The organism is Nonomuraea sp. NPDC059194 (assembly GCF_042754765.1).
GTDB lineage: Bacteria > Actinomycetota > Actinomycetes > Streptosporangiales > Streptosporangiaceae > Nonomuraea.
The window spans coordinates 1-13,205 of record NZ_JBHZBH010000028.1 but is presented as its reverse complement, the minus strand read 5'-3'; the positions used below and the strand labels follow the sequence as shown (position 1 = coordinate 13,205).

At 71.3% G+C, this 13,205-nt stretch carries 15 protein-coding genes and 1 tRNA gene; 7 read left to right on the top strand and 9 right to left on the bottom strand.

What is annotated here, in order from left to right; genetic code table 11:
• The first annotated feature begins 9 nt into the window (after positions 1-9).
• From ACFXJ8_RS29395 to ACFXJ8_RS29385, 3 genes are all read left to right on the top strand, one after another.
• Positions 10-105, top strand: a tRNA-Sec gene (locus ACFXJ8_RS29395).
• Positions 106-131: 26 nt separating this feature from the next.
• A complete protein-coding gene (locus ACFXJ8_RS29390; RefSeq protein WP_379647210.1) occupies positions 132-587 on the top strand; it encodes a rhodanese-like domain-containing protein in 456 nt (151 codons plus the stop codon).
• A gap of 85 nt (positions 588-672) precedes the next feature.
• Entirely contained in the window at positions 673-2,472 is a 1,800-nt protein-coding gene (locus ACFXJ8_RS29385; RefSeq protein WP_379647209.1) for a BTAD domain-containing putative transcriptional regulator, read from the top strand.
• Between the two features lie 48 nt (positions 2,473-2,520).
• Here ACFXJ8_RS29385 and ACFXJ8_RS29380 read toward each other — a convergent pair whose 3' ends face one another.
• The 7 genes from ACFXJ8_RS29380 to ACFXJ8_RS29350 all read right to left on the bottom strand — a co-directional run bounded on the left by ACFXJ8_RS29380 (position 2,521) and on the right by ACFXJ8_RS29350 (position 6,045).
• Complete coding sequence (locus ACFXJ8_RS29380) at positions 2,521-3,099, bottom strand: hypothetical protein (RefSeq protein ID WP_379647208.1); 579 nt, start codon at positions 3,097-3,099, stop codon at positions 2,521-2,523.
• Positions 3,100-3,115: 16 nt separating this feature from the next.
• Positions 3,116-3,598 carry a hypothetical protein gene (locus ACFXJ8_RS29375; RefSeq protein WP_379647207.1) on the bottom strand — a complete coding sequence of 161 codons (483 nt, stop codon included), beginning with the start codon at positions 3,596-3,598 and terminating at the stop codon, positions 3,116-3,118.
• A gap of 72 nt (positions 3,599-3,670) precedes the next feature.
• Entirely contained in the window at positions 3,671-3,808 is a 138-nt protein-coding gene (locus tag ACFXJ8_RS29370) for a hypothetical protein (protein WP_379647206.1), read from the bottom strand.
• A gap of 1 nt (position 3,809) precedes the next feature.
• The gene (locus ACFXJ8_RS29365) at positions 3,810-4,307 is read right to left on the bottom strand and encodes a hypothetical protein (protein ID WP_379647205.1); all 498 of its coding nucleotides are present in this window, start codon (positions 4,305-4,307) and stop codon (positions 3,810-3,812) included.
• A gap of 14 nt (positions 4,308-4,321) precedes the next feature.
• Positions 4,322-4,837 (bottom strand): hypothetical protein, encoded by a 516-nt coding sequence (locus ACFXJ8_RS29360; RefSeq protein WP_379647204.1) that lies wholly within the window; start codon positions 4,835-4,837, stop codon positions 4,322-4,324.
• Between the two features lie 4 nt (positions 4,838-4,841).
• Positions 4,842-5,522 (bottom strand): hypothetical protein, encoded by a 681-nt coding sequence (locus tag ACFXJ8_RS29355; RefSeq protein WP_379647203.1) that lies wholly within the window; start codon positions 5,520-5,522, stop codon positions 4,842-4,844.
• Positions 5,523-5,559: 37 nt separating this feature from the next.
• Positions 5,560-6,045 (bottom strand): spore-associated protein A, encoded by a 486-nt coding sequence (locus ACFXJ8_RS29350; RefSeq protein WP_379647202.1) that lies wholly within the window; start codon positions 6,043-6,045, stop codon positions 5,560-5,562.
• 205 nt (positions 6,046-6,250) lie between these two features.
• Here ACFXJ8_RS29350 and ACFXJ8_RS29345 point away from each other — a divergent pair, with 205 nt between their 5' ends.
• Genes ACFXJ8_RS29345 through ACFXJ8_RS29335 form a run of 3 tightly spaced genes read left to right on the top strand, consistent with a single transcriptional unit; the run spans position 6,251 to position 8,796 of the window.
• Complete coding sequence (locus ACFXJ8_RS29345; protein ID WP_379647201.1) at positions 6,251-6,805, top strand: MauE/DoxX family redox-associated membrane protein; 555 nt, start codon at positions 6,251-6,253, stop codon at positions 6,803-6,805.
• A gap of 60 nt (positions 6,806-6,865) precedes the next feature.
• Positions 6,866-8,482 (top strand): PucR family transcriptional regulator, encoded by a 1,617-nt coding sequence (locus tag ACFXJ8_RS29340; protein ID WP_379647200.1) that lies wholly within the window; start codon positions 6,866-6,868, stop codon positions 8,480-8,482.
• Entirely contained in the window at positions 8,479-8,796 is a 318-nt protein-coding gene (locus ACFXJ8_RS29335; protein ID WP_379647199.1) for a cupin domain-containing protein, read from the top strand. Before ACFXJ8_RS29340 ends, ACFXJ8_RS29335 begins: the two co-directional genes overlap by 4 nt.
• Positions 8,797-8,799: 3 nt before the next feature.
• On the opposite strand, the gene trpS is transcribed toward ACFXJ8_RS29335, so the two are convergent.
• Entirely contained in the window at positions 8,800-9,762 is a 963-nt protein-coding gene (gene trpS / locus ACFXJ8_RS29330) for a tryptophan--tRNA ligase (RefSeq protein ID WP_379647198.1), read from the bottom strand.
• A 284-nt stretch (positions 9,763-10,046) separates the two neighbouring features.
• On the opposite strand from trpS, the gene ACFXJ8_RS29325 reads away from it, so the two are divergent.
• Positions 10,047-11,516, top strand: a complete 1,470-nt coding sequence (locus tag ACFXJ8_RS29325; RefSeq protein WP_379647197.1) for a phosphodiester glycosidase family protein — start codon at positions 10,047-10,049, stop codon at positions 11,514-11,516.
• A 162-nt stretch (positions 11,517-11,678) separates the two neighbouring features.
• Here ACFXJ8_RS29325 and ACFXJ8_RS29320 read toward each other — a convergent pair whose 3' ends face one another.
• Positions 11,679-12,953, bottom strand: a complete 1,275-nt coding sequence (locus tag ACFXJ8_RS29320) for a serine protease (RefSeq protein ID WP_379647196.1) — start codon at positions 12,951-12,953, stop codon at positions 11,679-11,681.
• Positions 12,954-13,205 lie beyond the last annotated feature (252 nt).

The window sequence follows — 13,205 nt, the reverse complement described above, 5'->3', positions numbered from 1 at the left end:
GTGCGGGGTGGAGGCGACAAGGTGCCTGGTGGCCCTCCCGGTCTTCAAAATCGGTGGCGCCGAGTATCTCGGCGCGGCGGGTTCGATTCCCGTCCGCCTCCGCCAATCCCTTCCCTCTCCCGTGGAGCGTCGTGAGCATCGACGATCTGCTGCTGCGTACCCGCACCGGGCTGACGCGGCTGACCCCCGAGCAGGCGTGGGCGATGACACGCGCCGGCGACGGCCTGCTCGCCGACACCCGTCCCGAGTGGCAGCGGCGCAGGGACGGCGAGGTCCCGGACGCCGTCGTGATCGAGCGCAACCACCTGGAGTGGCGGCTCGACCCGCGGAGCGCGGCCCGCGTCCCCGAAGCCTCCTCGGCCACCGTGAGGTGGATCGTGCTGTGCGACGAGGGCTACGCCTCCAGCCTGGCCGCCGCGAGCCTGCGCCAGATCGGGCTGGCCCTGGCCACCGACGTGATCGGGGGCTTCCAGGCGTGGATCGCGGCGGGCCTACCGGCCAACCGTCCCGCCGTGCCGGTCAGGCCCAGAGGTCCCGGCGAGGGCCCTGGTGTGGCCACGGTTGCGGGCAGGGTGGCGGCCAGGTGAGCCGGGAACGCGGCCGGCCGCCGCCCGCGGGAGGCGAAAGGCCGAGGAAAGGTCGCGGAAAGCGCCCTGTCCCACGATCAGCGACATGAACGTTGATCAGGTTCGCGAAGTCGGACGCGTATCGGTCGGCGTGCTGGGGGCCGTCGGACTGATGCGCGACAGAGTGGTGCTCACGCCGTCCGCTCCACTGCTGCGGGCGTTGCTCGGCCTGCTGGCCGTGTCGGCGGGAACGCCGGTGCCGTCGGCCGAGATCATCAGGGTCGTGTGGCAGGACCAGCCGCCACGCGATCCCAAGGGCGCCCTCCATCTGGCCGCCTGCCGGCTGCGCACCTGGCTGCGCGTGTCGGGCGAGACCCGGGTGCGCGTGGGCACCGGCTCGGACGGCTACCACCTCGACCTGGACGGCGGGCTCACCGATCTGGAGGTGTTCCGCCGCGAGGTCGCCAGGAACGACGCGACCTGCGAGAGGCTCACCGCGGCGCTGGCACTGTGGCGGGGGCGCCCCTTCGCGAACGTGCCCGAACGGCGTGCCGACGGCCGCATCATCGAGTCGCTGCTGGCCGAGCGGGACGCGGTGACCAGGCGTGCGGCCAGGGCGGCGCTCGACGAGGGCCGGCCGCAGCCGGCCATCGGGCTGGTGGAGCGGCTGTGCAGGGCCGACTCGCTGGACGAGGAGGCGCACGCGATCCTGATCGAGGGACTGGTCGCCACGGGGCAGCAGGGGGCCGCGGTGGTGACGTTCGACCGGATCAGGCGGCGCCTGGCGGTGGAGCTCGGCATCGAGCCCGGCACCCTGTTACGCCAGGCTCACCTGCGCGCCCTCACCGGAAGCGACCCGCCGGACGGGAACCAGGGCAGGAGCGGCGGCGCGAGTGAGGCAGGCCGCCCCGCGTACGGGCAGCGCGGGGAGCACGGGGAAGACGGACAGCACGGGGAAGACGGGGAGCACGGACCGGGGGCGCGGGCGCGGCTCGTGGGCAGGGAACGCGACCACGCGGGGCTGGCCGACCTGCTGCGCAGCCGGCGGCTGGTCACCGTGATCGGCCCGCCGGGGATCGGCAAGTCACGGCTGTGCGCGGAGCTGGCCGTACGGGAGGCCCGGCACTTCCCGGGCGGAGTGCGGGTCGCGCGGCCGCACGAGCCGTTGTCGCCGCCCTCGGGTACGGGGCCCGCGTTGCTCGTCGCCGACGACTGCGACGGGCGGATGGGCGAGGCGCGAGCCGCGGCCGAGCGGCTGGCGGCCGCCAGTCCCGAACTCACTGTGCTGGTCACCGCGAGACGGCCCCTCGGCGTGTCCGGTGAGGTCATCTGGAGCCTGGGGCCGCTGGACGCCGCCGCGGCCGAACGGTTGCTGCGGGCCAGGGCCGCCGAGGCCGTACCAGGACTGGACTTCGGGCCCGACGACCAGCCGTGGCTGGCGCGGCTGGGCGCGCTGGCCGACGGGGTGCCCGCGGTCATAGAGAGCCTGGCCTCTCTCACGCGCGCCTTCCCGGTGCGGGTGCTGGCCGAGCAGGCCGAACAGGACCTGGGCGCGCTCATCGACGACGTGAACCCGGCCGCGGCGCGCTTCGCCGACGGACTCGACGAGGTCTGGCAGGGGCTGACGAGCCCGCAACGGGCGCTGCTGCTCAGGGTCGCCGCCTTCCCCGGCGACTTCGGGCTCCACTGCGCGGTGGCGGAGTGCGCCGAACCGCCGCTGGACGCCGCGAGCGTGCCGGGGGTGCTCGCCGCGCTCGTGGACCGTGGCTGCGTGCTGCCGTTCGAGAGCGCCACGGGCCGCCGCTACCGGCTGCTGGTTCCGGTACGCGCGATGGTGCTGCGCCGCTACCGGCAGCCGAAGCCCGGCACGTTGTCGATGGCCCGCCTGCCCGCCCGCGCCCGGTGAACGCCGCTCCCGCACGCCCGCGCCCGAGCGTGGGTTCTTGTCAGGCGATCAGCCGCCCGACGCGCGGGTGCGGGCCACGTCGGTGATACGGCGCAGCTCCGCCTCGTCCAGGCTCCCGCCCACCACGAGCAGATGGTCGTCAGTGGCGGTCGCGATCTGGACGCCGCCGGCAAGGCGGGCGACAGTGGCGGGCCCGCCGACCGACTCCACCTCGCCGACGGCGTCGCACTCGGCGTAGAAGCGCTTGAGCCGCTGCACCCCTTCGCCGGGCGCCGCGACGACCAGCTCCCACACCGTGGCCCCGCCGGCGGCCCCATTGGCGGCCCCATTGGCGGCGCGGAAGTCACGCCTGACGGTCTGCTCGGTGTCGGCGGCGATCGCCTTCACCCCGCACGGGACCCGGTCGGCCGGCAGGCCGGCCCACGCCGACCTGCCGGTCTCGCCCGCCGTCCACTCGCGGCCGCCGCCGAGCTGTCCCGCTTCCAGCAGCAAGGCATCCAGCGGCCGGTCCTGCCCGCCCGCCGTACCCGCCGTGGGCGACGGGGTGGCCGCCGAGGCGCCGCAGCCGGTCGCCCACAAGGCCGCGATGGCCACTGCCGCGCCCGCGCGGCGGATGCGCTGGTTCATGATGTCCTTCCCCGAATCACAGCAGGATGACGGCCACGGCTAGCAGGAAGCCCGCAGCACAGATCTGCCCCAACCGCGACAGTGCACGCAGCAGATCCCTGTCCCACTGCCGCGAATCCGCGCTGCGCGATCTGAGGTACGGCATCAGCGCCCGCCCGACGCCGAAGCCGACGCCCGCCAGCAGCCCAGGCCCGAGCCCACCGGCCAGCACGATGACGGCCACCAGCAGGTGCGGCAGCGCGGTCGGCGTGAAGGTCCGCACGCCCGTGCCCATCTCGAACCCGAACTGCAGCGGTCCCTCGAACTCGGCCTTCGGAATGACGTCCTGCGGCACGAGCCTGCGGTTCTGGGGCAGTGACAGGGGCCGGCCGACCAGCTCGAACGACATGATGACGAGCAGGGCGGGCAGCAGCGCCCACAGCCGCACCACCTCCGGGATCACGGACGCGATTCCCGCCACCGCGCCGACGACGGCCCCCGAGACCAGGGCGCCGAGCATCAGCCCGGAGTTGAAGATCAGAAGCTTGTCTCGCCAGACCGACGAGGTCAGCAGATCCGCTGAGTTGAGGCTTCAAACCGACCCCGACAGCGAGAATCCGGCCGTCACGCCCAGCAGGATCCACGCCGGCACGTCGAGCGGGATCGACCAGGCCGTCTGGACCGCCGCCAGAACGGCGGCACAGACGGCCATCCACGACGCGGCCCTCATGTCAGGGGTTGGACCACGAGCAGATGTACAGGGTGTTCGAACCGTCGCAGGTGGCGATGTGGCCGTCGGCGCACCGGTACGGGGTGCCCCCGTGCGTCCAGCGCCAGGCGTTCCGCTTGGTCATGCCGTTCCCGCACGCCTTGACGGCGTAGCTGTTCCAGCAGGTGCCGCTGCCGCGCTTGAACCAGCCGTCGGCGCCGCAGTACGACCTCGAGTACGGCGCGCCCACGCATGCCTTGCTGTTGTTGTTGTAGCCGGTGAAGTTGTTGTAGCCGGCGCAGTTCGTGTACTCGTTGCCGGCCACGGCCTCGGCGCTCCTGACCCGGTTCGGCGGCAGCGCCGAGACGATGTTGAGCGCGAGCGCCCCGCCGAGCACGCCGAGCGACTTGAACACCGTCCTGCGGGACGGCCTGGCCTTCCTGACGATGGTGGTGCCGACGTTCTCGTCGTCGTCTGCGTGCGGCACCTGTGACCAGTACCGGTCGACGTCGATGTTCATCTGGTTCCCTTGGTTCATCTGGTTCCCTTCTGGTCGGCGGCGCTGGCCGCGTTGACGCGGAGCAAGTTGTCCAGGTCGTCGTCCGAACCGGCCAGCCTGCGCCACTCCTCGACGCCTGCGGCGGTGTATCTGAGGAGGGTGGGTGTGGCGCCGACGGCGACGCGGCCGAGCAGCTCGGCGTCGATCAACGCCTCGACCGGCGCGCCGGCCACCCATTCGGCGCAGTCCAGGCTGGCCGCGAGCAGGACGAGGCGGCCGTCCGGCACCGCGTGGGCGACGCGCGCCAGGTGCAGCGCGCGCTCCTCGCAGCTGCCGCAGCCGGACGAGACCACCAGCACGTAGGTGGGACGGCCGTCGGCGGAGGCGAACCGCTCGACGACGCGTGGCGTGTCGTGGCGGACGGCGGCCGGCGCCCTCAGCGCGGCGTTCTGCAGGTCCCTGATCATCTTGAGCATCGCCGAGAGCGCGAACAGGGACAGCACGCTGGCCAGGAAGGCCAGCACCGCCAGTGAGTTGACGATGTTCTGCATGGGCTCAGCCCAGGCCGCAGGTGATGGACTCCACGGCGGCGATGAACCGGGGATCGTCCGGCTGCGCCGCGGTGATCGTGGTCGCGGTGGTCTCGTTGACCACCAGAGCGGACCTGGAGCTCACGCGCCCCCGCTGGTCGGTCTCGTCAATGCGCCACATGCGCCCGCCGCGCACGCTCTTGCCAGCCGTGTTCGGCAGGTACGTGGCGGTCTGGGCGACCGGCACGACCTGCACGGAGCAGAGCTGGTCGATGGCGTTGACCGCCAGCATGTTGCCGAGTTGCTGGCCCGATCCGGCCCGGGGCAGCAGCGTCAGCCCGTCGGCGGCGTCACGGACGTCGAACAGGGACAGCCGGTCCATGAACGTCTCCAGTGGCACGCCGATGCCGTTGACGACGGTCGCGACCTCGTGGTGCGGCCCGATCCACAACATGTTCGTGAAGGCCTGCTCCTGCTCCTCGAGGGACAGGATCCGGCCGCCGTTCCACGTGGCCTCGCGCACCACGTACCGGGGCCAGTCGCCCATCTTCTTGGCCACCGACTCGGCGGAGCCCGCCGGGGAGACGTTCAGCCGGTATCCGCCGTCGGGGCCGTAGGCCCAGACGGCGTAGGCCCAGCCCGCCACGAACGGCTGGGGCTCGCCCTCGACGGTCAGTGTGCGACCGTCAGGCGTACGTACGATCACGATTCCGCCTTTCCTCGTCTTTGTCACTGGATGCGGGTCAGCCGCAGTGGCCCCACGGGCTCAGGGACTGGAAGCGCTGGCCGCCGGGCGCGTCTGAGGCGACCCCGCCGAACTGGACGCACTTGCCGGGCGCCTTGACCCGCACCGGGCCCGCGTAGGTGTAGAAGTCGCCGCCGTTGCGGTGGATGGTGCTCGACCCCTTCACCTGGATCCGCGCCTCGGTGTAGGTGCGCACGCTCAGGTTGGTCTTCTTCCAGGTGACCACGCAGTTGTAGCCGTTGCCGCTGTTGTAGAGCAGGTAGACGGTCGCCCAGAGCCTGGGGGTGCTGATCGGGAGCGAGTCGATGATCCGGTAGCCCGCGCCGCACACGCTTTCCGGCGTCGCCGCGGCGACGGCGTCGTCGGCAGGGGCGGCGTCGGCGGGAACGGGGTCGGCGGGCACGGGGTCGGCGCCGGCGGGGGCGGCGTGAAGGAGCAGTGCGGCCAGCGCCGCGGGCGCCAGGACTCGCGAGAGGGTGCGCATGGGGTTCGCATTCCTTCCGGAACGGTGGCCGCGTGTCGGCCGTCGCGGTTGACGATCTTGTGTGGCACCGGGGCGGGTCAAGATCCTCAAACCGGACGATCGACGCATTGACCGACACGGACAGGCGCCGGAAACCGCGCAGAAAGCCGGCGGGGGTTCACTTTCCTTCTGCGACCAGGTGCTGTCACGGGGAAGACGGGAGCCGATGAACCACGAGGGGATGCTCGCCGCGCTCGCCCTGCCCGGCGCCCTGCTGCTGCTCTACGCGGCCACCCGCCGGCTCGTGCGCGGCCCCAGGCTCGCCGGGGTGCTGCGCGCCCACCGGTTGCTGCCCTCCTGGCTGGTACGGCAAGCGATGTGGCTGGAGGCCGCCGAGGCGCTGGCGGGTGCCGTCACGGCAGGCGCGTGGCTGGCGGGCTCCGACCCCGTGTTCGCCCCCGTGTTCGCCGCCGGAGCCGCCGTGACCGCCGCGCTGCAGGCGGGCTTCGCCGGCTATCTCGTCGTGCTGCTGCGCAGGCGCGGCCGGGTGCCGTGCGGCTGCCTCGACGACAGCGGCCTCGCCTCGCCGGCGTCCGCCGCCAGGGGACTCGTGCTGGCCCTGGCCGCCGTACCGGCCGCGCTCGGCCTCGCCGTACCGCCGGCCTGGCTGGGCGAGCGCGCCGCCTTGCTGGCCGGGGGCGTGCTGGTCGGGCTGGTCGTGGTGGTGGTCGCGCAGATGGTCGACCTGGTGCGATCAGATCCGACATTTGTGGACAAATAATCGACAGCCTGTAAGCGGTTGAATGCCCAGAATTACATCCTGATCGGATAAGCTCCACGCGTGCTGCCCACTATTGCCGACGTTCTGGCCCTGGAGACCGTGCGCAGGGGCAACCCCCGCGTGGTCGCGGGCGCGGACCGGCTCGACAGCAGGGTGCGGTGGGTGCACGTCGGCGAGATCGCCGACATCGCGCACCTGCTGCGCGGCGGCGAACTGGTGCTCACCACCGGCGTCGCCCTCCCGGAGGACCCGGAGAAGCTGGCCGCCTACATCGGCGAACTGTCGGCCGTCGGCGCGGCCGGCCTGGTCGTGGAGCTGGGCCGCAGGTTCGTGCGCGAGCTGCCCCGCGCGGTCGTCAAGGCCGCGGAGGAGCACGGGTTCCCGCTGATCGTGCTGGCCCGCGAGACCCCGTTCGTGCAGATCACCGAGTCCGTGCACGCCAGGATCATCGACATCCAGCTGGAGGAGCTGCGCGCCTCCGAGCAGTTGCACGAGGTCTTCACCGAACTGTCCGTCGAGGGCGCCTCGCCCGCCGAGGTGCTGGCCCAGGTGGCCAGGCTGTCCGGCAGGCCCGTGCTGCTGGAGAACCTCGCCCACCAGGTGCTGGCCTGCGAGTCGGCCGGCCGCGACACCGGCGTGCTGCTGGCCGGATGGGAGAGCAGGTCGCGCGCCGTCTCGCCGCAGGAGCGCACCGCCTACGACCCCGCCTCGGGCTGGCTGGTCACCGTCGTCGGCGCGCGCGGCCAGGACTGGGGGCGGCTGATCCTGCTCTGCGACGCCGCGCCGGGACCCCGCGAGATGGTGCTGGCCGAGCGTGCCGCCACCACGCTGGCGCTGGGCAGGTTACTGGAGCGCCACCAGGAGTCACTCGAACGGCAGGCGCACGGCACGATCATCACCGGCATCCTCACCCACGCCTACGCCGACCCCGACGAGGCCGCCGCCCGTGCCCGCGCGGTGGGCGTGCCGCTCACCGGACGCAAGCTCGTCAGCGTCGTCCTGCGCCTGGTCGAACCAGTCGACCAGGCCATCGACAGCCAGGCCCGGCTCGGCGAGCTGGCCGAGGCCACCGCCGCCGTCTGCCGCGACGCCAAACTGCCCGCGCTCGTCGGCGCGCTCGACCAGGACCGCGTCGGCGTGCTGCTCCCGCTGCCGCCCCGCACGCAGGTCGAGCCCGCGCTGACCGCCCTGGCCGAGCGGCTGCGCGCGCGGTGGAAGCCGGGCTCGACGTTCGTGCTCGCCGCCGGTTCGGCGGTGGAGTCCATCCGTGACGTACGGCGCAGCTTCCTCGAAGCCGAGCAGGTCGCCGACGTCGCGGTCCGCCAGCCGGATGGTAGGGCCTACTACCGCCTGCCCGACCTGCGCCTGCGCGGCCTGCTCCACCTGCTGCGCGACGACGCGCGGATCCAGACGTTCGCCGAGCGCGAGCTGGGCGCCCTGCTCGCGCACGACGCCCAGCGTGGCGGCGACCTCACCCGCATCCTGCGCATCTACCTGGACGCCGGACGCAACAAGGCGGTCGCCGCCCAGAAGGCGCACCTGTCGCGACCCGCCTTCTACGACCGCCTGCGCCGCCTCGAACGCATCCTCGACACCGACCTGGACGACGTCGAATCCTGCCTCTCGCTTCACGTCGCCCTCCTGGCCCTCGAATCCTTCCGCAGGGAGAACCGTTGATCCGCGTCATGCACGTCGCCGACGTCCAGCTCGAACCCGACCCGCTCGACCCCGCCCAGATCGTCTCCGGCACGCCCGTCACCTCGGTGGCCGAGCTGGACGAAGGCCGCGGCATCTGGGAGATCACCCCCGGCGTGGTGACCGACGTGGAACGCGACGAGATCTTCGTCGTGCTGTCGGGCAGGGCGACCATCGCGGTCGAGGGCGGCGAGAGCGTCGAGGTCGGACCCGGCGACGTCTGCCTGCTGCCCGAAGGGGCCAGAACCACCTGGACCGTCCACGAGACACTGCGCAAGGTCTACCAGGCGCACTGACCGCTAGAAGCCCATCGCCACCCGCACCTCCTCCAGCGTGTCCACCGCCCGCTCCCTTGCCCGCGCGTTCCCCTCACGCAGGATCCGGCGCGCCTCGGCCACGTCCACCTCGCGCCTGCGCTCGCGGATCGGGCGGAGGAACTCGTTGACCGCTTCGGTCAGCAACTCCTTGAGCCGCCGGGCCCCGCCGTACCCGATCTCCTCGGCGATCTCCTGCGGGGCGCGGCCGAGGCACAGGCCCGCCAGCAGCAGGAGGTTGGCGACCTCCGGCCTGGTCTCGGGCTCGTAGGTGATGTGCCGGTCCGAGTCGGTGCGCGCCGCGCGGATGAGCGCCGCGGTCTCGTCCTCGCTCGCCTTCAGCGAGATGGCGTTGCCTCGCGACTTGCTCATCTTGCCGCCGTCCAGGCCGTTGAGCAGCGGCGCGCCGCCCATCATCGCCTCGGGCACCGGGAAGACGGCGCCGTAGCGCTCGTTGAAGCGGCGCGCGACCAGCCTGGTGACCTCGACGTGCGGCAACTGGTCCTTGCCGACGGGAACGAGCGTGCCCTTGCAGAACAGGATGTCGGCCGCCTGGTGGACGGGATAGGTGAACATCAGCCCGCTGACCGCGGTCTGTGAGCTGTGCGCGATCTCGTCCTTGACCGTCGGGTTCCGGTTGAGCTCGGCGACGCTGACCAGCGACAGGAACGGCAGCAGCAGCTGGTTCAGCTCGGGGATGGCGCTGTGCTGGAAGATCGTCACCTTGCCGGGGTCGAGGCCGACGGCGAGGTAGTCGAGGAGCAGATCGTCGATGTTGGCCTGGATCCCGCCTGGCCGGTCCCTGTCGATGATCACCTGGTAGTCGGCGACCAGCACGAACACCTCATGGACGTCCTGGAGTCTCACCCGGTTGGCCAGGGTGCCGAAGTAGTGGCCGAGATGCAGCGGCCCCGTCGGCCGGTCACCTGTCAGCACGGTGTGGTTCATTCTGGGTCCCCTTCGAGAAACGTCCCCAGACACCACGAAAGGCCGTCCGAGGACGGCCTTGTGCGCATGCGGGTCAGGGGCCGTCGACCGGCCGCCACCACATGCTGATAGTCATGGGCCCAGTATATGTACGGCCTACCGGAAGGTAACGCCGAGCGGTCACAATGCGCCGTTGTCGTGTCAATTGGATAACTGTCTCCCACGGGTTCGCGTGTTTCGCCCCCTCCCCGTAGTTGATCTCGCCAGGATAGATCGGCTTGTTCTCGTCCACGGGGAGTTTTTTCATGTCAAGACGCGCCCTCGCCAGCCTGGCCACGGCCGCCGCACTCACGGTCACCTCCGCGGTGCCCGTCATCGCGCAGGAGGTGTCGGCGCCCTTCCCGTCAGCGAGGTTCCCCCTCGGCGAGCGCGGTGTCCCGGCGAAAACGCACAAGAGCGTGACCGGCGGCATCGACCTCTACTCCGTCTCGACGGGTACGGCAGGCGACGGCTACACGGTGACCGTGCTCATGCCCAACGGGCGCGACTACGGCACGCGGGAGGTTGCCGAGGCCAAGGCCGCCGAGGTAGAGGCCGCCGGACAGACCGCCACCCTCCAGAAGATCATCCGTCCCGCGGTGTCCGACGACCCCGCCGAAGAGATCTACATGGTCCGGGTGGGCCTGTGGCCGTTCAAGGAGAAGGCCAAGGCGGACAAGGCCGCGAAGGAGCTGGCCGAGGCGGGGGTCAAGGCCCGCGCCGACTACCTCGGCGACGACGGCGTGAAGACGACGGGCCCGTGGGAGATGCAGGTCCTGACCGTCGACCCGCGCGGCTTCCGCGGCGCCTACGCCGCCAGCCTCGGCGCCAGCGTCGCCAAGCGCGAGACCACCTCGTCGATGGCCAAGGCGCAGAACGCGATCGCCGCCGTCAACGGCGGCTTCTTCAACATCCACACCTCGCCCGCCCTGCGCGGCGAGCCGGTCGGCATCTCCGTCGTCCGCGGTCGCATGCTGAGCGAAGCCGTCCCCGGCCGCTCCGCCCTCGTCCTCAAGGGTCGTACGGCCCGCATCACCGAGCTCAAGAGCACCATTGTCGCCGTCTCCCAGGACGGCACCCGCCTCGACGTCAACGGCGTCAACCGCCTGCCCGCCGCCGACGAACTCGTCCTCTACACCGAGGAGTACGGGGTCAAGACCCCTGCCGACGGCGGCGCCGAGGCCGTCATCGACGCCACGGGCAAGGTCACCGCCCTGCGCCAGGCGGGCGGCGCCGTACCGGCCGGATCGCGGGTCCTGCACGGCTCCGGCACGGCGGCCGAATGGCTGTGGGAGCACGCGTGGGAGAGCTGGACCGTCAACGTCGACGCCAAGGTCATCGACCAGCGCACCGGTCGCCGCGTTGTGCTCGCCCCTGACGTCAGCATCATCGGCGGCGGCGTCGGGCTCGTCCGCAACGGCCGCATCAAGGTGACGGCCAAGCGCGACGGTCACGACTCGGTCAACATGATCCTTCGCCGGCACCCGCGCACGCTCGTCGGAGTGACGCGCTCGGGCGGCCTGGTCATGGCGACCGTCGACGGCCGCAAGCCGGGCATCACGGTCGGCGCGAACATGATCGAGGCGGCGCAGCTGATGAAGTGGCTGGGCGCGGTCCAGGCGATCAACCTCGACGGCGGCGGCTCGACCGCGATGGTCGTGGGCGGCAAGGTCGTCAACAAGCCGTCCGACGGCAGCGAGCGCGCCGTCGGCGACGCGCTCCTCATCCTTCCCTAGCGCCACCTTTGTTACGGCCCGCTTTGTGACGGGTCGCTTTGTTTCGGCTCGCGTCCCCGCCGTGGGGGCGCGGGCCGCGGGCGCCGGGCTAGCGCAGGGCTTTGTTGCCGTAGCTGGCCCGCTTGGATTGGGTGGCCGCCGCTCGTCCGCGCCTCGGCCGGGCTAGCGCAGAGCCTTCTTCGTGTCCTCGATGAACCCGCCCACATACGGATGCGCGGGGTACAGCTCCCGCACCAACCGGAACTTCTTCAGCGCCGCCCCGTACCGCCTGGCGAAGTAGTCCTCCAGCCCCGAGCCGTAGATCCGCGACGTCGCCGACGTGACGGGCTTCACCGACGCAACGGCCAGCCGCCTCTTGATGATGCCGACCGGCAGCACGAAGCTGGCGTTCTCCGTGAACCCTCCATCGAACTTCACGTTCCCCGCGATCAGCATGCCGATCACTCGTCCGTCGCTGCCGAACACCGGCCCGCCCGAGCTGCCGTGGTACGCGGGCGCCTGTGCCTGCAGGTACGGCACGCCCTCCACGGTCCTGCGCTTGACGTTGTAGGCGCCCTCGGTCACCGACGGGAACAGCTTCGACCGCGCATCCAGGTTGGGGTTGGCCACCGTGATGCCGGGAAACCCGCTGATGTAGAGAGAGTCGCCCACCCTGACGTCGTCGTCACGGCCCAGCGACACCGTCGGCAGGCCCCGCGCCCCCGCCATCTTCAGCAGCGCGAAGTCCTCACCTGGGAAGTTGCTCCCCTTGGCGACCAGTTCGAGGCTGCCCAGGGTGATCGTGCCCTGGCCGTCGTGCAGCACGACGCTCAACGGCTTCTTGAGGTCTATCAGGCGCATGACCCTGAGGTGGTGGGCGACGAACAACTTCTCGGCCAGCCCCGCCATCTCCTCGTCGGGCTGCGCGAACCTGGACGCGAACCTGGTGAAGTCGCGCACGTCGTTCTTGACCGTCGTGGACAGCGCCTGGCTGACGAACAGCTGACGCAGCTCGGCGTTGGCCGCGCCTACGCAGTGCGAGGCGGTCACCATGTAGCCGTCAGACGTGACCCACCAGCCGGTGCAGTTACCGCCTGCCACCGTGGCGACCTTCCGTACGGCCTTGCCGGGCGCGAGGTACTTCTTGACGTTCTTCGCCGCCGTCCTCAGCACCCAGTCGGCCCGGCTCTGGTGGTCGGCGGGAATCCGGCCCGCCTTCGCCAGCCGTTCCGCCTTGGCGAACAGCGCCCGGAAAGCCTTGGTCGGCACCGGCTCACGGATCACGACCGTCGCCGTGTAGGACTGGTCGATCAGCTGAACGGCCGGGTTCGTCTTCGCGGCCAGCCGGGTGCCCACCGCGACGTCCTTCGGTCGGGGCTCGGCGAGCGCGACCCCCTGCACCGCCGTGAGCGCGGCCAGTGCCGCTATTCCCGCCGCTGCCGCTGCTGACTTGCGCATGGCTCACCCCTTGGGTTGTCATGGAGTGAGAATGCGGGGACGTGCTGTCGGACGGCTTGCCAACCGGTGTCAGCCTCCTTGCGAACCACTTCCGTTTCACGGAAATGGATGGAGTAGGAGGTTCCCGATCGGGGCCTCTCTCTGCACCCCTGGAAATGCAGAAAGGCCCTGTCCAGGTTTCCCCGGACAGGGCCTAACGTTAAAGAATTGCGCGGCGGCGACCTACTCTCCCACACCCTCCCGAGTGCAGTA

Coding starts and splice junctions, on each gene's coding strand:
- ACFXJ8_RS29385 (WP_379647209.1), top strand. CDS start 673: ATGAACGTTGATCAGGTTCGCGAAGTCGGACGCGTATCGGTCGGCGTG.
- ACFXJ8_RS29380 (WP_379647208.1), bottom strand. CDS start 3,099: ATGAACCAGCGCATCCGCCGCGCGGGCGCGGCAGTGGCCATCGCGGCC.
- ACFXJ8_RS29375 (WP_379647207.1), bottom strand. CDS start 3,598: ATGCTCGGCGCCCTGGTCTCGGGGGCCGTCGTCGGCGCGGTGGCGGGA.
- ACFXJ8_RS29370 (WP_379647206.1), bottom strand. CDS start 3,808: ATGAGGGCCGCGTCGTGGATGGCCGTCTGTGCCGCCGTTCTGGCGGCG.
- ACFXJ8_RS29365 (WP_379647205.1), bottom strand. CDS start 4,307: ATGAACATCGACGTCGACCGGTACTGGTCACAGGTGCCGCACGCAGAC.
- ACFXJ8_RS29360 (WP_379647204.1), bottom strand. CDS start 4,837: ATGCAGAACATCGTCAACTCACTGGCGGTGCTGGCCTTCCTGGCCAGC.
- ACFXJ8_RS29350 (WP_379647202.1), bottom strand. CDS start 6,045: ATGCGCACCCTCTCGCGAGTCCTGGCGCCCGCGGCGCTGGCCGCACTG.
- ACFXJ8_RS29345 (WP_379647201.1), top strand. CDS start 6,251: ATGAACCACGAGGGGATGCTCGCCGCGCTCGCCCTGCCCGGCGCCCTG.
- trpS (WP_379647198.1), bottom strand. CDS start 9,762: ATGAACCACACCGTGCTGACAGGTGACCGGCCGACGGGGCCGCTGCAT.
- ACFXJ8_RS29325 (WP_379647197.1), top strand. CDS start 10,047: ATGTCAAGACGCGCCCTCGCCAGCCTGGCCACGGCCGCCGCACTCACG.
- ACFXJ8_RS29320 (WP_379647196.1), bottom strand. CDS start 12,953: ATGCGCAAGTCAGCAGCGGCAGCGGCGGGAATAGCGGCACTGGCCGCG.